The sequence below is a fragment of the Streptomyces sp. CA-251387 genome (assembly GCF_050936625.1).
GTDB lineage: Bacteria > Actinomycetota > Actinomycetes > Streptomycetales > Streptomycetaceae > Streptomyces.
Genome location: NZ_JBNJMJ010000001.1, coordinates 6447787 through 6469433 on the forward strand (window position 1 = coordinate 6447787; position 21647 = coordinate 6469433).

At 69.5% G+C, this 21647-nt stretch carries 18 protein-coding genes, 1 tRNA gene and 1 pseudogene; 17 read left to right on the forward strand and 3 right to left on the reverse strand.

Going from position 1 to position 21647, the window contains the following annotated elements; all coding sequences use genetic code 11:
- Positions 1 to 151 precede the first annotated feature (151 nt).
- The 3 genes from ACQEV2_RS29060 to ACQEV2_RS29070 form a co-directional block, all read right to left on the reverse strand.
- Positions 152 to 892, reverse strand: coding sequence for a hypothetical protein (locus ACQEV2_RS29060; protein WP_433047716.1), 741 nt, complete (start codon positions 890 to 892; stop codon positions 152 to 154).
- Positions 879 to 1064 (reverse strand): hypothetical protein, encoded by a 186-nt coding sequence (locus ACQEV2_RS29065; protein WP_433047719.1) that lies wholly within the window; start codon positions 1062 to 1064, stop codon positions 879 to 881. Before ACQEV2_RS29065 ends, ACQEV2_RS29060 begins: the two co-directional genes overlap by 14 nt.
- A 362-nt stretch (positions 1065 to 1426) precedes the next feature.
- A tRNA-Arg gene (locus ACQEV2_RS29070) sits at positions 1427 to 1498 on the reverse strand.
- Positions 1499 to 1623: 125 nt separating this feature from the next.
- Here ACQEV2_RS29070 and ACQEV2_RS29075 point away from each other — a divergent pair.
- The 17 genes and pseudogenes from ACQEV2_RS29075 to ACQEV2_RS29155 all read left to right on the forward strand — a co-directional run bounded on the left by ACQEV2_RS29075 (position 1624) and on the right by ACQEV2_RS29155 (position 21564).
- Positions 1624 to 2211 carry a response regulator gene (locus tag ACQEV2_RS29075; RefSeq protein WP_433054856.1) on the forward strand — a complete coding sequence of 196 codons (588 nt, stop codon included), beginning with the start codon at positions 1624 to 1626 and terminating at the stop codon, positions 2209 to 2211.
- A gap of 215 nt (positions 2212 to 2426) precedes the next feature.
- A complete protein-coding gene (nrtL, locus tag ACQEV2_RS29080) occupies positions 2427 to 3494 on the forward strand; it encodes an ArgS-related anticodon-binding protein NrtL (protein WP_433047722.1) in 1068 nt (355 codons plus the stop codon).
- A gap of 20 nt (positions 3495 to 3514) precedes the next feature.
- Entirely contained in the window at positions 3515 to 4906 is a 1392-nt protein-coding gene (gene lysA / locus ACQEV2_RS29085) for a diaminopimelate decarboxylase (RefSeq protein ID WP_433047725.1), read from the forward strand.
- A 195-nt stretch (positions 4907 to 5101) separates the two neighbouring features.
- Positions 5102 to 6391 carry a homoserine dehydrogenase gene (locus ACQEV2_RS29090; RefSeq protein ID WP_433054859.1) on the forward strand — a complete coding sequence of 430 codons (1290 nt, stop codon included), beginning with the start codon at positions 5102 to 5104 and terminating at the stop codon, positions 6389 to 6391.
- 6 nt (positions 6392 to 6397) lie between these two features.
- A complete protein-coding gene (gene thrC, locus ACQEV2_RS29095) occupies positions 6398 to 7456 on the forward strand; it encodes a threonine synthase (protein ID WP_433047728.1) in 1059 nt (352 codons plus the stop codon).
- 316 nt (positions 7457 to 7772) lie between these two features.
- Entirely contained in the window at positions 7773 to 8702 is a 930-nt protein-coding gene (gene thrB / locus ACQEV2_RS29100; RefSeq protein WP_433047731.1) for a homoserine kinase, read from the forward strand.
- Between the two features lie 411 nt (positions 8703 to 9113).
- Positions 9114 to 11141 (forward strand): transcription termination factor Rho, encoded by a 2028-nt coding sequence (gene rho, locus ACQEV2_RS29105; RefSeq protein ID WP_433047734.1) that lies wholly within the window; start codon positions 9114 to 9116, stop codon positions 11139 to 11141.
- Between the two features lie 255 nt (positions 11142 to 11396).
- A complete protein-coding gene (locus tag ACQEV2_RS29110; protein WP_433054862.1) occupies positions 11397 to 13178 on the forward strand; it encodes a trypsin-like serine protease in 1782 nt (593 codons plus the stop codon).
- Positions 13179 to 13386: 208 nt separating this feature from the next.
- On the forward strand, positions 13387 to 14523 hold the full coding sequence (locus ACQEV2_RS29115) for an LCP family protein (RefSeq protein WP_433047737.1): 1137 nt from the start codon (positions 13387 to 13389) through the stop codon (positions 14521 to 14523).
- Positions 14524 to 14720: 197 nt separating this feature from the next.
- Positions 14721 to 14945 carry a 50S ribosomal protein L31 gene (gene rpmE / locus ACQEV2_RS29120; RefSeq protein ID WP_062155333.1) on the forward strand — a complete coding sequence of 75 codons (225 nt, stop codon included), beginning with the start codon at positions 14721 to 14723 and terminating at the stop codon, positions 14943 to 14945.
- 105 nt (positions 14946 to 15050) lie between these two features.
- A complete protein-coding gene (gene prfA / locus ACQEV2_RS29125) occupies positions 15051 to 16127 on the forward strand; it encodes a peptide chain release factor 1 (RefSeq protein ID WP_433047741.1) in 1077 nt (358 codons plus the stop codon).
- A gap of 89 nt (positions 16128 to 16216) precedes the next feature.
- Positions 16217 to 17056 (forward strand): peptide chain release factor N(5)-glutamine methyltransferase, encoded by an 840-nt coding sequence (gene prmC / locus ACQEV2_RS29130; RefSeq protein WP_433047744.1) that lies wholly within the window; start codon positions 16217 to 16219, stop codon positions 17054 to 17056.
- Between the two features lie 52 nt (positions 17057 to 17108).
- On the forward strand, positions 17109 to 17756 hold the full coding sequence (locus tag ACQEV2_RS29135) for an L-threonylcarbamoyladenylate synthase (RefSeq protein ID WP_433047747.1): 648 nt from the start codon (positions 17109 to 17111) through the stop codon (positions 17754 to 17756).
- A complete protein-coding gene (locus tag ACQEV2_RS29140) occupies positions 17753 to 18433 on the forward strand; it encodes a protein-tyrosine-phosphatase (protein WP_433047750.1) in 681 nt (226 codons plus the stop codon). The genes ACQEV2_RS29135 and ACQEV2_RS29140 overlap by 4 nt, the downstream gene beginning before the upstream one ends.
- Before the next feature lie 102 nt (positions 18434 to 18535).
- Positions 18536 to 18760, forward strand: a pseudogene (locus tag ACQEV2_RS29145) (protein-tyrosine-phosphatase); the annotation flags it as partial.
- A gap of 72 nt (positions 18761 to 18832) precedes the next feature.
- Positions 18833 to 20071, forward strand: coding sequence for a serine hydroxymethyltransferase (gene glyA / locus ACQEV2_RS29150; RefSeq protein ID WP_433047753.1), 1239 nt, complete (start codon positions 18833 to 18835; stop codon positions 20069 to 20071).
- A 140-nt stretch (positions 20072 to 20211) separates the two neighbouring features.
- Entirely contained in the window at positions 20212 to 21564 is a 1353-nt protein-coding gene (locus ACQEV2_RS29155) for an MraY family glycosyltransferase (protein WP_433047756.1), read from the forward strand.
- Positions 21565 to 21647 lie beyond the last annotated feature (83 nt).

Consider the following 21647-nt stretch of genomic DNA (forward strand, 5'->3'; position numbering starts at 1 on the left):
TCGCGCGCGGCCCAGCCGGTAGCCAGAGCGGCTCCTGTAGTCGCCAAGGCGCCTGCTACCGCACCCAGTACCGCAGCTAGTCCAGCATCCATGGAGCAAAGCTTCCCAGAGGCCAGCCTCTTGTAGTACAGCGGATCCCAGGGAGAGTGGATCAGGGCCAGTAGAGGCGAGAGTCCACTCGTTGAGGTTCCATATCTTTGGGCGGCTCGACGGTATAACCCATCTCTCGCAGAGTCTCGGCAGCAGACTCATGAGCGTCGCGAACCGCGGACTTGAGTTGCAGCACGCGCCACCTCCTGAGGTGCTGGTCTAGGACGGTGTCCCATCCGTCCTCAACATCGATGGCGAACTCTCGGACTAGCAGCAGTAGCACGTCTTCAAGCGCTGGCCTCAGCCTGTGGCCGCCGACTGGCAGGTGCATCTCTGATAGCCGAGGCAGCCTGCCCTTCCGCATCATCGCCGCCGGCCTGCCTTTTTTCTTTTCGGCGAGGCGGAGTAGATAGGCCATCTCGTCTCGGTGGGCATGCACCTGCAAGTGGGCCCCCGGGGGATTCTTTGAGTGGCGCAGGTACTCATAGCGAAGCAATGGATCTTGCACGCCCTCGAAGAAGACATGTACGTCAGCCCGATCGGCTGCGAGGTACATGTTCGGGCCGTCCCAGCAGCAGAAGTGCTGAACGTGGAGGCTTAGACACCTCTCACCGTCGATCTTTATAGGGATGCGCATACTTCGGCCATCAGCGGCTAGGGGTGCAACCCTGATGCGGTTCCCAACGTTCAGGGCAGAAAAACGCGGGGAGTCCTGACCGAGGACTCCCCGCGTAAGGTCTGTCAGCGTATCGGCGAACTCGGCCGCCTTTTCATCGAGCGTAGCTTCCTCAGCACTCACCATTGAGAAGGTAGTCGATGCCCTCAATGGTGTGCCAGACGTCAAGCTCGTCGCTGCTCAAGCTGTAATTCTCAGCTCGGTCGCGCAGCTCCTCGAAGGTCATGTGCACCTCTGCGAGCAGGCGTTCCCGTTGAGCTACGAGTTCCGCAGGTGTCGTGCGGATCAGGGTGGTCATGGGTGCTCCCTCGTGGTGTTCAGAGGTCAAGTGAAGCAGGCACCTCTGACAACGACCCTAGAGGCTTCGTTCGGACACGCCAAGTGGGCGACGACCAGGCAATAGGGCGTTCCGCGGGAGTGCAGGATGCACGGGGAGGGCCGAGTACCGAATCAGCGCCTCCTGTCGAAACCTGCCCTCGTCTGTCCAGGGCCGGGAAGCGACCTGGGTAAGGGAGACGCGGACTCACCGAGTGTGTCGGAGGTGTGTCGCGACCACTGAGAGAGAGCGAGAAAGAGCGGGAGCCAGTGAGACTGACTCCCGCTCTCTCATGTCGGCATTCGCCCTGGTCAGAGCTTGATTTTTGCTGGCTGACTGGCGAGTGCCCCCGGCAGGATTCGAACCTGCGCACACGGCTCCGGAGGCCGTTGCTCTATCCCCTGAGCTACGGGGGCGTGTCGGGCGCCTTGCTTGGCGGCGACGGGTAGAACCCTACCAGCTTCGGTGGGGTGTTCATGAACGGGTTTCCGGGTGGTGGCACCGGGCGCTACCTGGGGTGGCTCGCCCGCAGGGGGTGGAAGTGGGGAAAACCCGGACGCGGTGGCCGGTCCGGACCTACTCTCGAGTTGTGCCAGGCGCGTCGGGCCGGGTGCTTGTTGTGGACGACAACAAGGTCATCCGGCAGCTGATCAGGGTCAATCTCGAGCTCGAGGGGCTTGAGGTCGTGACCGCGGCCGATGGTGCCGAGTGTCTGGATGTCGTTCATCGGGTGCGGCCCGATGTGATCACCCTGGATGTGGTCATGCCCCGGCTGGATGGGCTGCGCACCGCCGCGCGGTTGCGCTCCGACCCCCGTACCCGCGATCTTCCCCTCGCCATCGTCAGCGCCTGCACCCAGTACGAGATCGACAGCGGCCTCGATGTCGGCGTCGACGCCTTCCTCGCCAAGCCCTTCGAGCCCGCCGAACTCGTCAGCCTCGTACGGCGGTTGCTCGAGGGGAAGAGGAGTGGGGAGAGGGTGAACGAAAGGGCGGGGGCGCGGAGCGGGGAACTGGGCAGAGAGCGCGACCGTGAGGGTGACGGCCGGGGCGATGGTCGGGGCGATGACCAGGCCGTCCTCGGCAGCGTCTTCGGGGCAGAAGAGGCCGCCGGGCGCACCGCCGGCTGACACCCCGGTGACTTCTGCGTCGGCTCCGAGGCATACCGCCGGCTGACACGCCGGTGACTTTTGCGGCCGGCACCGCCCACCCCCCCGGCTCCGCAGCGCGCCCCGGCCGTACTCGGCACCGCCACCGCGACCGTCAACCCCCAACGCCGTCCACATCGCGGGACCCCGCCAAACCCGTTCGCATACCCACCCCCCTCCTCCCATACGCTTGTCCCGTGACCCCCGTCGAGCTCTCCCGTACCGTGCTGCGCGCGGTGCGTCGTGCTGTCGACGAGGGGGAGCTGCGCGTCGCCGTGCCGGAGCGTGCCGTGGTCACGGCTCCCGGGCCCGGGGGCTGTGGGGACTACGCCACCAACATCGCTCTCCAGCTCGCCCGCCCGGCCGGACAGCCGCCGCGCGACGTCGCCGGGATTCTCCAGGCCCACCTGCTCGGCAGCGACGGCGTCGCCGACGTCGTCATCACGGGGCCCGGGTTCCTCAACATCAGCCTCGGGGAGACCGTCACCGCCGCAGTCGTCGAGGAGATCCTGCGGCGCGGCACCCGGTATGGGCACGCGCAGGCCCCCTCCGCGGACTTCGTGCAGCTGGTCTGTCCACGGGAGGTACGGGCCGTCGTCGTGATGGACGCCCTCGCGCGGATCCTGCGGTCACAGGGCGCCTGCGTCCACACCCGCTGCGAGGCCGAGCTCCCGCCGGAATGGGTCGACATCCTGGGCCTGCGTATCGACGCTCAGCCCAACCAGCCCAACCAGCCCAACCAGCCCAACCGGCAGCGGCCCGCCCTGCCCCACTACCCCGTGCGCCCGGTGCCCGCCCCCGTCAACCCCCTCCCCCTCGGCCGCGACGCCGCCCGCTGGGCCTTCCTCCACCCCGCCGCCCACGACCGGCCCCGTATCACCGACGAGCACCTCGTCCAGCGCGAGAGCAACCCTCTCTTCCGCGTCCGTTATGCGCACGCCCGCACCCGGGCCCTCGGCCGTAACGCCGCCGACCTGGGTTTCGCCGCGGAGGCCGGGGACGTACGGCACGACGTCACCGCCCTGCTCGCCGACCACCCTCGAGTCCTCGCTCAGGCGGCAGCCGACCGCGCCCCCGACCGTCTCGCCCGGCACCTCGTCAGCGTCGCCGATGCCGTCCTGCCTCTCCTGCCCGCCGTTCTCCCACGCGGTGCGGAGAAACCCTCGGCCGCCCACCGTGCCCGGCTCGCTCTTGCCGAAGCCGCCGGGACGGTGCTGGCCGGTGGCCTGTCCCTGCTCGGCATCGACGCACCCGACCACATCTGAGAGAGCCGAAGAGAAGACCGATGAGCCGTTCCGCACACCCCGCCGGGCCCCGTCACGCCGACGTCCTTCCCGAGGGCCACTACTCGGCCCCGCCCGCCGACCTCAACGACCTGGACCCCAAGGTGTGGGCCCAGACCGTCGGCCGGAATGCCGACGGTGTGGTCACCGTCGGCGGTATCGATGTGAAGACGCTCGCCGAGCAGCACGGCACCCCGGCCTACTTCCTCGACGAGGCCGACTTCCGGGCACGCGCGCGTGCCTGGCGCAGTGCCTTCGGGGCCGACGCCGACGTCTTCTACGCCGGCAAGGCGTTCCTGTCTCGTGCCGTCGTGCGGTGGCTGCACGAGGAGGGGCTCAATCTTGATGTGTGCTCCGGTGGTGAGCTCGCCACCGCCCTCTCCGCCGGTATGCCCGCCGACCGCATCGCCTTCCACGGCAACAACAAGTCCGTCGACGAGATCACCCGGGCCATCGACGCCGGCGTCGGACGGATCGTCCTCGACTCCTTCCAGGAGATCGTGCGGGTCGCGCATGTCGCCCAGTCCCTGGGCAAGCGGCAGCGCGTCCAGATCCGTATCACCGTCGGGGTCGAGGCCCACACGCACGAGTTCATCGCCACGGCGCACGAGGACCAGAAGTTCGGTATCCCGCTCGCCGGGGGGCAGGCCGCCGAGGCCGTACGGCGTGCGCTGAAGCTGGACGGGCTGGAGCTCATCGGGATCCACTCCCACATCGGGTCGCAGATCTTCGACATGTCCGGCTTCGAGGTCGCCGCCCACCGAGTCGTCGGCCTCCTCAAGGACATCCGTGACGAGCACGGCGTCGAGCTGCCCGAGATCGACCTCGGCGGTGGCCTCGGGATCGCGTACACGAGTGACGACGATCCCCGTGAGCCGCACGAGATCGCCAAGGCGCTCACCGAGATCGTCACCCGTGAGTGCGAGGCCGCCAAGCTGCGGACCCCGCGGATCTCCGTCGAGCCCGGGCGTGCCATCGTCGGCCCGACCGCCTTCACGCTCTACGAAGTCGGCACCATCAAGCCCCTCGACGGGCTGCGGACGTACGTCTCCGTCGACGGCGGCATGTCCGACAACATCCGCACGGCGCTCTACGACGCGGAGTACAGCGTCGCCCTCGTGTCCCGGACGAGCGAGGCCGAGCCCATGCTCGCGCGCGTCGTCGGCAAGCACTGCGAGAGCGGCGACATTGTCGTGAAGGACGCCTTCCTTCCCGCCGACCTGGCACCGGGTGACCTCATCGCCGTACCGGCCACGGGTGCCTACTGCCGGTCCATGGCCAGCAACTACAACCATGTGCTTCGGCCGCCCGTCGTCGCCGTGAACGACGGCGAGGCCCGGGTGATCGTCCGCCGGGAGACGGAGGAGGACCTCCTGCGTCTCGACGTCGGGTAACCCCGAAGAGGACCGGGGACGGGCCGGGGAAGGACCGGCGAAGGACCGGGGAAGGACCGGGGGTGGAAGATCTCCTGTCTTTCACCCCCGTACAAATGAAATAGATGTCTCACGATCCGGACGAAGGGCAGAAACTCCCGTCCGGTGAGTGAGACTGGTGCAACCGTAGACGGTATGAGGAAACGAGGTCGGATGATGCGTACGCGTCCGCTGAAGGTGGCGCTGCTGGGCTGTGGAGTGGTCGGCTCAGAGGTGGCGCGCATCATGACGACGCACGCCGACGACCTCGCCGCCAGGATCGGGGCGCCCGTGGAGCTCGCGGGCGTGGCCGTACGGCGGCCGTCCAAGGTCCGTGAGGGCATCGACCCCGCGCTCATCACCACCGACGCCACCGCCCTCGTCAAACGCGGCGACATCGACGTCGTGGTGGAGGTGATCGGGGGCATCGAGCCCGCCCGCGCCCTCATCACCACCGCCTTCGAGCACGGCGCCTCGGTCGTGTCGGCCAACAAGGCGCTCCTCGCCCAGGACGGGGCCGCCCTCCACGCGGCGGCGGAGGCGAACAACAAGGACCTCTACTACGAGGCCGCCGTCGCCGGTGCCATCCCGCTGATCCGCCCGCTGCGCGAGTCCCTCGCCGGCGACAAGGTCAACCGGGTGCTCGGCATCGTCAACGGGACGACCAACTTCATCCTCGACAAGATGGACTCGACCGGCGCCGGGTATCAGGAGGCCCTCGACGAGGCGACCGCCCTGGGGTACGCCGAAGCCGACCCCACCGCCGACGTCGAGGGGTTCGACGCCGCCGCCAAGGCTGCCATCCTCGCCGGTATCGCCTTCCACACGCGCGTGCGTCTCGACGACGTCTACCGCGAGGGCATGACCGAGGTGACCGCGGCCGACTTCGCCTCCGCGAAGGAGATGGGCTGCACCATCAAGCTGCTCGCCATCTGCGAGCGGGCCGGGGACGGTGCGTCCGTCACCGCGCGCGTGCATCCCGCCATGATTCCGCTGAGCCACCCGCTCGCCTCCGTGCGCGGCGCGTACAACGCCGTGTTCGTGGAGTCCGATGCCTCCGGCCAGCTCATGTTCTACGGCCCCGGCGCGGGCGGTTCCCCGACCGCGTCCGCCGTGCTCGGCGACCTCGTCGCCGTCTGCCGCAACCGGCTCAGCGGGGCAACGGGGCCCGGCGAGTCGGCGTACGCCGCCCTGCCCGTCTCGCCCATGGGCGAGGTCGTCACGCGCTACCACATCAGCCTCGACGTCGCCGACAAACCGGGTGTTCTCGCCCAGGTGGCGACCGTGTTCGCGGAGCACGGTGTCTCGATCGATACGGTGCGCCAGCAGGGCAAGGACGGCGAGGCCTCCCTCGTCGTCGTCACCCACCGCGCGTCCGACGCGGCCCTCGGCGGGACCGTGGAGGCGTTGCGCAAGCTCGACACCGTGCGGGGTGTCGCCAGCATCATGCGGGTTGAAGGAGAGTAACCAGCAATGACCCACCAGTGGCGCGGAATCATCGAGGAGTACCGGGACCGGCTGCCCGTCTCCGACACCACGCCGGTCGTGACGCTCCGCGAGGGCGGCACGCCCCTCGTGCCCGCGCAGGTGCTCTCCGAGCGCACGGGCTGCGAGGTCCACCTCAAGGTGGAGGGTGCGAACCCGACCGGGTCCTTCAAGGACCGCGGTATGACCATGGCCATCAGCAAGGCCAAGGAGGAGGGCGCGAAGGCTGTGATCTGCGCCTCCACCGGCAACACCTCGGCCTCCGCCGCCGCTTATGCCGTACGCGCGGGAATGGTTTCGGCCGTTCTTGTCCCGCAGGGCAAGATCGCGCTCGGCAAGATGGGCCAGGCGCTGGTGCACGGCGCGAAGATCCTCCAGGTCGACGGCAACTTCGACGACTGCCTCACGCTCGCCCGAGATCTGAGCGACAACTACCCCGTGGCGCTGGTCAATTCGGTCAATCCGGTGCGTATCGAGGGTCAGAAGACGGCGGCCTTCGAGATTGTGGACATGCTCGGGGACGCCCCCGACATCCACGTCCTGCCGGTGGGCAACGCGGGCAACATCACCGCGTACTGGAAGGGTTACAAGGAGTACGCCGCCGACGGTGTCTCGAAGCAGACCCCCCGGATGTGGGGTTTCCAGGCCTCCGGCAGTGCCCCGATCGTGCGCGGCGAGGTCGTCAAGGACCCGTCGACCATCGCCACCGCCATCCGCATCGGCAACCCGGCCTCGTGGCAGTACGCGCTTGCCGCGCGGGACGAGTCCGGCGGGTTCATCGACGAGGTGACGGACCGTGAAATCCTGCGCGCCTACCGGCTGTTGGCCGCGCAGGAGGGCGTCTTCGTGGAGCCCGCGTCCGCCGCGTCCGTCGCCGGTCTGCTGAAGGCCGCCGAGCAGGGCAAGGTCGACCCGGGCCAGCGAATCGTGTGCACCGTCACCGGCAACGGCCTCAAGGACCCCGACTGGGCCGTCGCCGGCGCCCCGCAGCCCGTCACCGTCCCGGTCGACGCGGCCACGGCGGCCGAGCGGCTCGGGCTGGCGTAAGCGGGGCCACACCCCGTCGTAGCGGCGCGACGCCCCGTCGTACGGGGCTCGCGTGCGCGAGTAAGAGGGCGCTTACCTGGGGAACTTCCCTACGGGGGTGCACAGGGGGCATACGACACGCATCGTGCGCCTCCTGTGCGCCCTATGTCGCCACAGAACCTACCTTCGATAGGCTGTACTGAACCCGCCCGCCGCATATGCCTCCGCATGGGGCTCGGTGCCGCGCCGTCTCCGTGGCCCGGTGAGCGGCCCAGGGGTTCTCGTACGTCATCGAATGTCTTCGACAATCACGCAGCTCAAGGAGAGTCATCGAGCGATGGCCGGTCCAGCCTTCCGCGCCGCCGCCGTCCGGGTGCGCGTCCCCGCCACCAGCGCCAACCTCGGCCCGGGCTTCGACGCCCTCGGCCTGTCGCTGGGGCTCTACGACGACGTCGTCGTCCGGGTGGCCGACTCCGGGCTGCACATCGACATCGCGGGTGAGGGCAGCGAGACGCTGCCGCGTGACGAAAACCACCTTCTCGTACGCTCCCTGCGCACCGCCTTCGATCTGCTGGGCGGCCAGCCGCGCGGCCTGGAGATCGTCTGCGCCAACCGCATCCCGCACGGCCGGGGCCTCGGTTCCTCGTCGGCCGCCATCTGCGCCGGCATCGTCGCCGCGCGCGCCGTGACCATAGGCGGCGAGGCCAGGCTCGACGACGCGGCCCTCCTGGAGCTCGCCACCGAGATCGAGGGCCACCCCGACAACGTGGCGGCCTGTCTGCTCGGCGGATTCACCCTCTCCTGGATGGAGGGCGGCGCCGCGCGAGCGATCAGGATGGATCCCGCCGATTCCATCGTTCCGGTGGTTTTCGTGCCCGGAAAGCCGGTCCTCACCGAGACCGCGCGCGGCCTGCTCCCGCGCACCGTGCCGCACGTCGACGCCGCCACCAACGCGGGCCGTGCCGCCCTGCTCGTCGAGGCCCTGACCAGGCGCCCCGAGCTGCTGCTGCCCGCCACCGAGGACCGTCTCCACCAGGAGTACCGCGCGCCCGCGATGCCCGAGAGCGCGGCGCTGGTGGAGCGGCTGCGGGCCGACGGGGTCCCGGCAGTCATCTCCGGCGCGGGCCCCACGGTGCTGGCACTGGCCGACGAGGAAAGCGCCGACAAGGTGGCCCATCTGGCAGGCGAAGGGTGGGCCGCGAACCGGCTCGACCTCGACGCCCAAGGAGCGAGCGTGCTGCCGCTCGCACCCTCCGGTGACTTTTAAAAGCCTGCGGTTGCCGGATTTCGAGAGGGGGAATGTTTGTTGGATCCGGTAGTGTTAACCTCAAGTCTGCACCCGACCCCACCATGGCGAGGTGCTTCGTGTCCCCGTCCGGGACAGACATTCTTCCGGGAGCCTCCCAAGCCGCACTGTGTTTCGTACGACGTACGCGGGCAGTACCTCGTACGCGGGCACTGAGCGACTTGCCGGGCACGCTCCGGAACCGGCGCGACCGAGCCGAGTGACACAGACACTGAGTGCCACAGCTCTGGGAAGCGCCATCACCAGATATTTCCTCCGCCGCTTTGGCGGACCACCGCCCCGGCACGGTCCACACACCAGGGACCGAAGCCGGACAGCACAACCGGTCGCCGAGCCAGACAGGCCGACGTCCGCTCCAGGGAAGGACCCTTCGTGAGCGACACCACCGATCTGATGGGCGCACGTGTCGAGGAGACCGCTGCCGCGCCCGCCACGGACGCCTCCGCGCCTGCCACCGGTGCCGGCTCCCGGCGGCGCCGCGGTACCGGCCTCGAGGGCATGGTGCTGGCCGAGCTGCAGCAGGTCGCCTCGGGCCTCGGAATCAGGGGCACCGCGCGTATGCGCAAGAGCCAGCTGATCGAGGTCATCAAGGAGGCGCAGGCGGGTGGGGGTGCCCCGGCCGGGAAGGCCGACGCCGCCACCGAGACCAAGCCGAAGCGCCGCGCCACCTCCCGGGCCCGTACGGGCGACGAGGCCGCCGCCGACAAGAAGGCGGAGAAGGCGGCTGAGGCCCCCGCCGAGAAGGCCGTGGCCCAGCAGCAGATCGAGATCCCCGGCCAGCCGGCCAGCGACGACGCCCCGGCCGAGCGCCGCCGTCGCCGCGCCACCGCCGAGGCCGGTGCCCCCGCGGCCGCCGCCCCCGAGACGGTCGCCGCCGAGGCGAAGAGCGAGCCGAAGGCCGAGACGCCCGCGCAGCCGCAGGCCCAGCAGGGTGACGCCAAGGGCGACGCCGGTGAGGGCGGCGAGGGCCGCCGTCGCGACCGCCGCGAGCGCGGCCGGGACCGCGACCGTGGCGACCGCGGTGACCGCGGTGACCGTGGCGACCGCCGCAAGGGCGACGATCAGCAGGGCGGCCGTCAGGACCGCCAGCAGGGCCAGCAGCAGGGCGGCGGCCGTCAGGACCGTCAGCGCGACAACGCCCCGCAGGACGACGACGACTTCGAGGGCGGCCGGCGTGGCCGTCGCGGGCGTTACCGCGACCGCCGTGGCCGTCGTGGCCGCGACGAGATGGGCAGCGCGGAGCCGCAGATCAACGAGGACGACGTCCTGATCCCCGTCGCGGGCATCCTGGACATCCTCGACAACTACGCCTTCATCCGTACGTCGGGCTACCTGCCGGGTCCCAACGACGTGTACGTCTCCCTCGCCCAGGTTCGTAAGAACGGCCTGCGCAAGGGCGACCACATCACCGGTGCGGTCCGTCAGCCCAAGGAAGGCGAGCGGCGCGAGAAGTTCAACGCGCTGGTCCGCCTCGACTCCGTCAACGGCATGGCGCCCGAACACGGCCGTGGCCGCCCGGAGTTCAACAAGCTGACCCCGCTGTACCCGCAGGACCGGCTCCGCCTGGAGACCGACCCGGGCGTGCTGACCACCCGCATCATCGACCTCGTGTCGCCGATCGGTAAGGGCCAGCGCGGTCTGATCGTGGCCCCGCCGAAGACCGGCAAGACCATGATCATGCAGGCCATCGCCAACGCGATCACGCACAACAACCCCGAGTGCCACCTGATGGTCGTCCTCGTCGACGAGCGTCCGGAAGAGGTCACCGACATGCAGCGGTCGGTCAAGGGCGAGGTCATCTCCTCGACCTTCGACCGCCCGGCCGAGGACCACACGACGGTCGCCGAGCTCGCCATCGAGCGTGCGAAGCGGCTGGTCGAGCTCGGGCACGACGTGGTTGTCCTGCTGGACTCCATCACGCGTCTGGGCCGTGCGTACAACCTGGCCGCGCCCGCCTCCGGCCGCATCCTGTCCGGTGGTGTCGACTCGACCGCGCTGTACCCGCCGAAGCGCTTCTTCGGTGCCGCGCGGAACATCGAGGACGGCGGCTCGCTGACGATCCTCGCCACCGCCCTGGTGGACACCGGGTCCCGCATGGACGAGGTGATCTTCGAGGAGTTCAAGGGCACGGGCAACGCCGAGCTCAAGCTCGACCGGAAGCTCGCCGACAAGCGCATCTTCCCGGCGGTGGACGTGGACGCGTCCGGTACCCGTAAGGAAGAGATCCTGCTCGGCAACGAGGAGCTCGCCATCGTCTGGAAGCTGCGGCGGGTGCTGCACGCGCTCGACCAGCAGCAGGCGATCGAGCTGCTGCTCGACAAGATGAAGCAGACGAAGTCGAACGCCGAGTTCCTGCTGCAGATTCAGAAGACGACGCCGATGCCGGGCAATGGTGACTAGTCGCCGTTGAGTTGTCGGCTGGTGGTCGGCTGCGGGTAGTTCGTGGCTGGTCGCGCCCACGCGGCGGTGCCGAAAATTCAAGACAGCCCCGCGCCCTGAGGGCGTTAAGGCCGCCCTACGTCATTCAGTGACGTAGGGCGGCCTTTTGGCGCTGATAGGAACGGGCGTATCCATGCGCCCCTTCCTACTCTTGTGCCTCTGGGGGGGACCTTCTTGACCACCACCCTGTCCGGCAGCGGTCGTCACAGACGCCGGATGCGATTCGGGCTGCCCGTTGCCGCCGCAGGCGTCGCCGCCGCCGTTGCCGCCGCGCTGCTGACCTCGTCCGCGGGGGCCGCCACCGCGCTGCCGAAACCGACCGTGAAGCCTGCCACCAGTTCGGCCTCGCTCGCCGAGCTGGAGCGGCGCGTCGCGGGTGCCGTCGAGGGTGACGAGACCGCGGGGGAGACGGCCCAGAAGTCGTCGTACAGCGCGAGCACCAGCGGCCCCTCCGGGGACTCCACCGTGAGCCCCATGGTCATCGGTGGCACCGAGACCACCATCACCTCGGCGCCCTGGATGGCGCAGCTCTGGTACTACGACGACCAGGGCACCACCGACGAGGCCGACGACATCGGGTTCTTCTGCGGGGGCGCCGTCGTCGCGCCGACGAAGATCCTCACCGCCGCGCACTGCGTCAAGGGCTACGACTGGTACAACTACGGCGCCGTCGTCACCGGCACCGCCCAGCTGCCGACCACCGACGACGCCGGCAACACCGACCTGCACGGCGGCACCGTCACCCTGCCGCACCGGCAGTGGAACCACCCGTCGTACAACGCGACGACGATCGACAACGACATCGCCGTCGTCACGCTGGCCAACGCGGTCAAGGCGGCGCCGATCCGCATGACGACGTCCGGCGACACCGCCTCGTACGCCGCGGGGACGAGCGCCAAGGTCTACGGGTGGGGCCGTACCAGCTCCACCAACCAGGACATCTCGCAGACGCTGAAGACGGCCACGCTGCCCATCCAGTCCGACACCACCTGCACCGGCTACTACGGCACCGAGTTCATCAAGGGCCACATGGTCTGCGCGGGCAACCCGGCGAGCGGCAGCGACAGCGGCACCACCTCCGCCTGCAACGGTGACTCCGGCGGGCCGCTCGTCGTGAACAACCGGATCGTCGGTGTCGTCTCCTGGGGTGTGCAGGACTGCGTCGCCGAGGGCGCCTACAGCGTCTTCTCCAAGGTCAGCAGCTACGTCGGTGCCGCCTACCCGCGGCTGGACGACACCAACATCAGCGGTGACCACCGGGCCGACCTGTGGCTGCGCAACGCCTCCACCAGGACCGGCTACTCGAAGGACTCCAACGGCACCTCGTTCGCCGCGCGCGTGTCGTGGGGCGACTGGAGCGGCGTCAACCTCGTGCTGCAGACCGACCTGGACCGCGACGGCTACCAGGACCTGCTGTTCCGGCGCAGTTCCGACGGCGACCTGTTCTGGGCGCACTACGTGCAGTCCAGCGGCAGTTGGGCCACCAAGCAGATCGCCGACAACTGGGCGAGCCGCACGCGCATCGTCGTCCCGGGTGATGTCACGGGCGACTACAAGCCCGACCTGCTCTCGGTCGACTCCGCCGGCTACCTGTGGATCTACCCGGGCAACGGCAACGGCACCTTCGGCACCCGCGTGAAGGTCGGCTCCGGCTGGAACCAGTACAACTCCCTGCGCGGCCACGGCGACTTCACCGGCGACGGCAAGACCGACCTGATCGCGCGCAGCAAGACGGGTGGCTACATCTACCTGTTCAAGGGCACCGGCAAGGCCGGCACTGGCGCCTTCTCCACCCGGATCAAGGTGCGTACGTGGGCGAGCTACACCGGCTTCGACGCCGTCGGTGACGTCACCGGCGACGGCAAGGCCGACTTCCTGGCCCGCAACTCCTCCGGCACGCTCTACCTGTACCCGGGCACCGGAAAGGCCACCAGCGAGATCTTCGCCACACCGAAGTCCGTCGGCACCGATCACAACCAGTACGACATCTTCGGCTGAACCAGCAGGTGAGAGCGGTACACCCGATTTCACCGACTACGCACGGTGCCCATCGTCCTCAGGCGGTGGGCACCGTCCGTTGTGCAACCCTTTCCCGGGTTTCCCCGTCTGACGGGACGGGGTGACGATGGTGCGGTACGGGTCGTAATCGACCAGGCCTGACCGCGAAAGCAGGGGGTAACCGACCGGACGAGAACCGAGGAGCACAGTGTCCGCCGAGAGCACGCCGGAGCCCGGCATACCGGGTGAGACCGGCACCAGCCGCCCGCGCCATCGCGCCAAGGGCCGCCGCCGCAAGCCCCGCGACAGGCGCAAGGGCCTGCTGATCATGGCCTGGACGGCCGCGGGCATCGTGGTCCTGGGCGGCACCGGAGCCGGCTACCTCTACTTCAAGCTCAACGGCAACCTCAAGAGCGTCGACATCGACCAGGCCCTCGGCACCGACCGGCCGGAGAAAGTCGACAACGGCTCGGAGAACATCCTCGTCCTCGGTTCGGACACCCGCTCCGGCAGCAACAAGAAGCTCGGCGGCGGCGCCGACGACGGCAGCGCCCGCTCGGACACGGCGATGATCGTGCACGTCTACGAGGGCCACAAGAAGGCCAGCGTGGTCTCCATCCCGCGCGACACCCTCGTCGACCGCCCCGAATGCACGGACACCAACGGCGACACGCATGACGCCGCGTCCGGCGTGATGTTCAACGAGGCGTACTCCACGGGCGGGGCGGCCTGCACGGTGAAGACCGTCGAGTCCCTCACCGGCATCCGCATGGACCACTACCTCGAGGTCGACTTCTCCGGCTTCCAGAAGCTCATCGACGAGCTCGGCGGCGTCACGGTCAAGACCACCAAGGACATCAACGACCCCGACAGCCACCTCAACCTCAAGGCCGGCACCCACGACCTCACCGGCAAGCAGGCCCTCGGCCTGGTCCGCACCCGCCACGGCGTCGGCGACGGCTCCGACCTCGGCCGCATCCAGCTCCAGCAGGCCTTCATCAAGGCGCTGATCAACCAGGTCAAGGACGTCAACCTCTTCGGCAACCCGAAGAAGCTCTACGACCTCGCCGACACCGCGACCAACGCCGTGACCACCGACTCCGACCTCGGCACGGTCAACAAGCTCATGTCCTTCGCCAACGGCTTGAAGGGCATCGGCTCCAAGGACATGACCATGGTCACGATGCCGGTCCAGTACGACCCGGCGGACCCGAACCGGGTGCTGGTTGAGAAGAAGAAGGCTCGGCTGGTGTGGGACGCCTTGAAGAACGACAGGGCGATCCCGAAGTCGGCAACCGAAGGCACCGCGACCGGCGATGCCAAGGGTGTCGTGAACGCCGCCTAGGGGCGCGGGGCTGTATCGATGTGCGGCTCCGCCGCGTGGGCGCGACAAGCCCCCACCGGCCCGCAGGGAACAAACAAGAGCCACCCCCGGTTTTGGGGGATGGCCCCAGTCCTGGCAGACTGGTACGTCGGCTCCGGTTCACGCTCCCGCACCCCGCGGCAGCGACCCGGCGCCCTCCCGAAACAGTAGGAGACACCTTGAAGCGCGACATCCACCCCGAGTACGTCGAGACGCAGGTCAGCTGCACCTGTGGCGCGTCGTTCACCACCCGTAGCACGATCACCAGCGGCACCATCCGTGCCGAGGTCTGCTCCGAGTGCCACCCGTTCTACACGGGCAAGCAGAAGATCCTCGACACCGGTGGCCGTGTGGCCCGCTTCGAGGCCCGCTTCGGCAAGGCTGCTGCCGGCTCCAAGAAGTAGCGAGCCCCAATTCGCCGGTCCACGGCCGCGCCCTACTCAGGCGCGCCGGGACCGGCGTTTTTGGTCGCCGCCCACTTCACCCCCGTACGCACACAGGAGCCCAAGATGTTCGAGGCCGTCGAGGAACTCGTCGCCGAGCACGCCGACCTGGAGAAGAAGCTCGCCGACCCGTCGGTCCACTCCGACCAGGCGAACGCGCGCAAGCTGAACAAGCGCTACGCCGAGCTCACCCCGATCGTCGCCACGTACCGCTCCTGGAAGCAGACCGGCGACGACATCGAGACCGCGCGTGAACTTGGCGCCGACGACCCGGAGTTCGCCGCCGAGGTCAAGGAGCTGGAGAAGCACCGCGAGGAGCTGACGGAGAAGCTGCGCTTCCTGCTGGTCCCGCGCGACCCCAGCGACGACAAGGACGTGATCCTGGAGATCAAGGCGGGCGCGGGCGGCGACGAGTCGGCCCTGTTCGCCGGCGATCTGCTGCGCATGTACCTGCGCTACGCCGAGCGCGTCGGCTGGAAGACCGAGATCATCGACGCCACCGAGTCCGAGCTGGGCGGCTACAAGGACGTCCAGGTCGCGGTGAAGACCAAGGGCGGCCAGGGCGCCACCGAGCCCGGTCAGGGCGTGTGGGCGCGGCTGAAGTACGAGGGCGGTGTGCACCGCGTGCAGCGCGTGCCCGCGACCGAGTCCCAGGGCCGTATCCACACCTCCGCGGCCGGTGTGCTGGTCACGCCGGAGGCCGAGGAGATCGACGTCGAGATCAACCCGAACGATCTGCGCATCGACGTGTACCGGTCGTCCGGCCCGGGTGGTCAGTCCGTCAACACCACCGACTCCGCCGTGCGCATCACGCACATTCCGACCGGAGTCGTCGCTTCCTGCCAGAACGAGAAGAGCCAGCTGCAGAACAAGGAGCAGGCGATGCGTATCCTGCGCTCCAGGCTGCTTGCCGCTGCGCAGGAGGAGGCGGAGAAGGAGGCCGCGGACGCCCGCCGCAGCCAGGTCCGCACCGTCGACCGCTCCGAGAAGATCCGCACCTACAACTTCCCGGAGAATCGCATCTCGGACCACCGCGTGGGCTTCAAGGCGTACAACCTGGACCAGGTCCTGGACGGCGACCTCGACGCGGTGATCCAGGCGTGCGTCGACGCGGACTCGGCGGCGAAGCTGGCGGCCGCGTAACGACGTAAGGGACGTACGCACGTACGAGTACGACACGGAGGACTTGCGTGCAGCAATCTTTTGGGGGGCGACCCCAAAGCCCCCGCAGCGTGCTGCTCGCGGAGGTGGCACAGGCCACCCAGCGGCTGGCCGATGCCGGCGTGCCCTCACCGCGCAACGACGCGGAGGAGCTCGCCGCGTTCGTGCACGGCGTGAAGCGGGGCGAGCTGCACTCCGTGAAGGACGCGGACTTCGACGCCCGCTACTGGGAGGTCATCGCCCGCCGTGAGCAGCGTGAGCCGCTGCAGCACATCACCGGGCGGGCCTACTTCCGCTATCTCGAACTCCAAGTCGGGCCGGGCGTGTTCGTGCCCCGCCCCGAGACCGAGTCGGTCGTCGGCTGGGCCATAGACGCCGTGCGCGCCATGGACGTCGTCGAGCCCTGCATCGTCGACCTGTGCACCGGCTCCGGCGCCATCGCGCTCGCCCTCGCCCAGGAGGTCCCGCGCTCCCGCGTGCACGCCGTCGAGCTGTCCGAGGACGCCCTGGTGTGGACGCGGAAGAACGTGGCGGGGTCCAGGGTCGACCTGCGTCAGGGCAATGCCCTCGACGCCTTCCCCGACCTCGACGGCCAGGTCGACCTGGTCATCTCCAACCCGCCCTACATCCCGCTCACCGAATGGGAGTACGTCGCTCCCGAGGCGCGGGACTACGATCCCGAACTCGCCCTGTTCTCCGGGGAGGACGGCCTCGACCTCATCCGCGGACTGGAGCGCACCGCGCACCGGCTCCTGCGCCCCGGCGGTGTCGTCGTCATCGAGCACGCCGACACCCAGGGCGGCCAGGTGCCGTGGATCTTCACCGAGGAGCGGGGCTGGGCCGACGCGGCGGACCACCCCGACCTCAACAACCGCCCGAGGTTCGCGACCGCCCGCAAGGCGCTGCCGTGACCGCCCGCAGAACTTCATCCCCGCAGTACGTGTACGAGGAGGCCCGCTAGATATGGCACGGCGATACGACACCAACGACGCGACCGACCGCACGACCGGTCTGCGTGAGGCCGCGTCCGCCGTCCGCCGTGGCGAGCTCGTGGTCCTCCCGACCGACACGGTGTACGGCATCGGCGCCGACGCGTTCTCCAAGGAGGCCGTTGGCGACCTGCTGGAAGCCAAGGGGCGGGGCCGCAACATGCCGACCCCAGTGCTGATCGGGTCCCCGAACACGCTCCATGGTCTCGTCACCGACTTCTCCGAGCTGGCCTGGGAGCTGGTGGACGCGTTCTGGCCGGGCGCGCTGACGCTCGTGGCCAAGCACCAGCCGTCCCTGCAGTGGGACCTGGGCGACACCCGGGGCACGGTTGCCGTGCGCATGCCACTGCACCCGGTCGCCATCGAGCTGCTGACGGAGGTCGGCCCGATGGCGGTGTCCTCGGCGAACCTGACCGGGCACCCGGCGCCGGAGGACTGTGACGCCGCGCAGGAGATGCTCGGCGACTCGGTGTCCGTCTACCTCGACGGCGGCCCGACCCCGGGCAACGTGCCCTCCTCGATCGTCGACGTCACCCGCGAGGTCCCGCTCCTGCTGCGTGAGGGTGCCATCTCGGCCGACGAGCTGCGGAAGGTCGTACCCGACCTCGAGGTGGCGAATTGACAGCCCCTGAGGCGGGGCGTGGCATAGGCAACGGGGAACGTGCCGCGGAGATCACGACCACCTTCGTCGGGCTCCCGCGCGACAGCTTCCGCATCCTCCACGTCAGCACCGGCAATGTGTGCCGCTCACCCATCACCGAGCGGCTGACCCGTCATTTCGTGGCGCAGCGGCTCGGTGTGCTGGGCGGCGGGCTGATCGTGGAGAGCGCGGGGACCTGGGGCCACGAGGGCGCGCCCATGGAGGCCAACGCGGAGACCGTCCTCGCCGACTTCGGTGCCGACGCCTCCGGCTTCGTCGGCCGCGAGCTCCTCGACGAGCACGTCATCCGCGCCGACCTGGTCCTGACGGCCACCCGCGACCACCGCGCCCAGGTCATCTCCATGGGCCACTCGGCGGGCCTGCGCACCTTCACCCTCAAGGAGTTCACCCGCCTGGTGAAGGCGATAGACCCCGCGACGCTGCCGCCCCTGGAGGACGGCGTGGTGACGCGCGCGCGTGCGTTGGTGCGCGCCGCGGCTGCTCTACGCGGGTGGCTGCTCGCGCCGACGGCGGAGGCGGACGAGGTGTACGACCCGTACGGGGCGCCGTTGACGTTCTTCCGGTCGGTGGGGGACGAGATACACGAGGCGCTGGATCCGGTGGTCACGGCGCTGACGGGGGTTCCTGCGCGCGCTTGAGTGCGGGCGGGGTAAGCCGGCGGACGGAGTCCGCCGCAGCGTCCCGATGCCTGGGAGGCCCGCCAGGGCCGAGCAGTGCGAGGGGCGCGTCGGGGATGGGTCCCCGCGACGCCGCCCCTGGAGGACGGCGTGGTGACGCGCGCGCGTGCGTTGGTGCGCGCCGCGGCTGCTCTACGCGGGTGGCTGCTCGCGCCGACGGCGGAGGCGGACGAGGTGTACGACCCGTACGGGGCGCCGTTGACGTTCTTCCGGTCGGTGGGGGACGAGATACACGAGGCGCTGGATCCTGTCGTCACGGCGCTCACCGGAGTAACTGCAAGGGCGTAACAACCGGGCGCCCCTGACGTACCGGGCCTACATTGGACGTACGTCACCGTCGACGCACGCCCGGAGCCCACCATGACGGTCACCCCTGCCATCGAGGCCGACGTCCTGCGCCGCCAGGACCCGCAGCTCGCCGACATCCTGCTCGGGGAGCTCGACCGGCAGTCGACGACGCTCCAGCTCATCGCCGCCGAGAACTTCACGTCGCCGGCCGTGCTCGCGGCTCTCGGGTCGCCGCTCGCCAACAAGTACGCGGAGGGGTATCCGGGCGCCCGATACCACGGCGGATGCGAGATGGTCGACGTCGCCGAGCGGCTCGCCGTGGAGCGGGCCAAGCTGCTGTTCGGGGCCGAACACGCCAACGTGCAGTCCCACTCGGGTTCCTCGGCCGTCCTCGCCGCGTACGCCGCCCTGCTGCGGCCCGGCGACACCGTGCTCGCCCTCGGGCTGCCGTACGGCGGACACCTCACGCACGGCTCGCCCGCCAACTTCTCCGGCCGCTGGTTCGACTTCGTCCCCTACGGCGTCGACGCGGAGACCGGGCTCATCGACCACGACCAGGTGCGCACCCTCGCCCACACCCACCGGCCCAAGGCGATCGTGTGCGGGTCCATCGCCTACCCCCGGCACATCGACTACGCCTTCTTCCGCGAGGTCGCCGACGACGTCGGGGCGTACCTCATCGCCGACGCCGCCCACCCGATGGGGCTCGTCGCCGGGGGAGCGGCGCCTAGTCCCGTGCCGTACGCCGACGTCGTCTGCGCGACCACGCACAAGGTGCTGCGGGGACCGCGCGGCGGCATGATCCTGTGCGGCGCGGACCTCGCCGAGCGCGTCGACCGCGCCGTCTTCCCGTTCACCCAGGGCGGGGCGCAGATGCACACCATCGCCGCCAAGGCCGTAGCGTTCGGCGAGGCGGCAACACCCGCGTTCACCGCGTACGCCCATCAGGTGGTCGCCAATGCGAGGGTCCTGGCGGCCGGGCTGGCCGCGGAGGGACTGGTCGTCACCACGGGCGGCACCGACACCCACCTCATCACCGCCGACCCCGCGCCGCTCGGCGTCGACGGCCGCGGCGCGCGCGGCCGGCTCGCGGCGGCCGGGATCGTGCTGGACTGCTGCGCGCTGCCGCACGGCGACGCCCGCGGCCTGCGCCTCGGCACGGCGGCCGTGACCACCCAGGGCATGGGGGAGGAGGAGATGGCGTGGCTGGCCGGGTTGCTGGCGCGGGTGCTGCGAGCGGAGGCGGAAAGCCAGAAGGCGCGTGAAGAAGTGCGGGAGCTGGCCGGTAGATTTCCGCCGTATCCCGGCTGAGGCGGGGTAGACGCACCCGCATGCACAGCCACGCGTGCAACCATCGTCGCTACCCGGGAGTCCCCACACATATGCGTCGCGTATGTGTCCCTCGCTAGGGTGTGGGGCTGAGATGGCCGGCGAGACTTGTGGGGAAGCCCGTGCGTGAATACCTGCTGACGCTCTGCATCACGGCCGCGGTGACGTATCTGCTGACAGGGCCGGTACGGAAGTTCGCGATCGTGGCGGGAGCGATGCCGGAGATCCGGGCACGCGACGTGCACCGGGAGCCCACTCCGCGGCTCGGCGGGATCGCGATGTTCTTCGGCTTGTGCGCGGGCCTGCTGGTCGCCGACCATCTCACCAACCTCAGTGCCGTCTTCGAGAACTCCAACGAACCGCGGGCGCTGCTCTCCGGAGCGGCGCTCATCTGGCTCATCGGCGTCCTTGACGACAAGTTCGAGATCGATGCCCTGATCAAGCTGGGCGGCCAGATGATCGCCGCCGGCGTCATGGTCATGCAGGGCCTGACGATCCTGTGGCTGCCCATCCCGGGACTCGGCAACGTGGCGCTGACCCAGTGGCAGGGCACCCTGCTCACGGTCGCCCTGGTCGTCATCACCATCAACGCGGTCAACTTCGTCGACGGCCTGGACGGCCTCGCGGCCGGCATGGTGTGCATCGCCTCGGCCGCGTTCTTCCTCTACGCCTACCGGGTCTGGGTGTCGTACGGCATCGAGGCCGCCGCCCCGGCCACGCTGTTCGCGGCGATCCTGATGGGCATGTGCCTGGGCTTCCTGCCGCACAACATGCACCCGGCGCGGATCTTCATGGGCGACTCCGGCTCGATGCTGATCGGCCTGGTCCTCGCCGCGGGCGCCATCTCCATCACCGGCCAGGTCGACCCGGACGCGCTGAAGCTGTTCGCCGGGTCCGAGAAGGCGGCCGTGCACCAGACGGTCCCGGTCTACATCCCGCTCCTCCTCCCCCTGACGATCATCGCGATCCCGGCCGCCGACCTGGTGCTGGCGATCGTCCGACGCACCTGGCGCGGTCAGTCCCCCTTCGCCGCCGACCGGGGCCACCTGCACCACCGCCTCCTGGAGATCGGGCACTCCCACAGTCGCGCGGTGCTGATCATGTACTTCTGGTCGGCCCTGATCGCCTTCGGTGCGCTCGCCTACTCCGTGAACTCGGCGTCCATGTGGATCGTGCTCGGCGTGGTGTTCCTCAGCGCCATCGGCCTGGTCCTCCTCCTGCTGCCCCGCTTCACCCCGCGCACCCCGCGCTGGGCCGAGGCCTTCGTGCCGCCGCGCTACCGCCGCGGCCGGGTCGTCGCCGAGCCGGCGGCCACGACACCGCAGTCGGCATCCGCCGCCGGGACACCGGCGGACGCCCCGGCCGGGGCCTGCTCCGAGGACGTGCGCACACCGGTCGCCGCCGGGGTCTCGCGTGTCAACGGAGCGACGGCGATCGGCGCCCGTTCGCGGCTCGTAAGAACACGGTCAAGGTAAGAATCTGACTAGAGCATTGCCAAACCGTGGGAGTGCGATGGGGGTGCGAAGCGCCCCAATACCAGACAAGTCGACCGCGAAGC

Excerpts from the sequence above, each read along its gene's own strand:
- ACQEV2_RS29060 (WP_433047716.1), bottom strand. The coding sequence starts at position 892 with ATGGTGAGTGCTGAGGAAGCTACGCTCGATGAAAAGGCGGCCGAGTTC.
- ACQEV2_RS29065 (WP_433047719.1), bottom strand. The coding sequence starts at position 1,064 with ATGACCACCCTGATCCGCACGACACCTGCGGAACTCGTAGCTCAACGG.
- lysA (WP_433047725.1), top strand. The coding sequence starts at position 3,515 with ATGAGCCGTTCCGCACACCCCGCCGGGCCCCGTCACGCCGACGTCCTT.
- ACQEV2_RS29090 (WP_433054859.1), top strand. The coding sequence starts at position 5,102 with ATGCGTACGCGTCCGCTGAAGGTGGCGCTGCTGGGCTGTGGAGTGGTC.
- thrC (WP_433047728.1), top strand. The coding sequence starts at position 6,398 with ATGACCCACCAGTGGCGCGGAATCATCGAGGAGTACCGGGACCGGCTG.
- thrB (WP_433047731.1), top strand. The coding sequence starts at position 7,773 with ATGGCCGGTCCAGCCTTCCGCGCCGCCGCCGTCCGGGTGCGCGTCCCC.
- ACQEV2_RS29110 (WP_433054862.1), top strand. The coding sequence starts at position 11,397 with ATGCGATTCGGGCTGCCCGTTGCCGCCGCAGGCGTCGCCGCCGCCGTT.
- prfA (WP_433047741.1), top strand. The coding sequence starts at position 15,051 with ATGTTCGAGGCCGTCGAGGAACTCGTCGCCGAGCACGCCGACCTGGAG.
- ACQEV2_RS29135 (WP_433047747.1), top strand. The coding sequence starts at position 17,109 with ATGGCACGGCGATACGACACCAACGACGCGACCGACCGCACGACCGGT.
- glyA (WP_433047753.1), top strand. The coding sequence starts at position 18,833 with ATGACGGTCACCCCTGCCATCGAGGCCGACGTCCTGCGCCGCCAGGAC.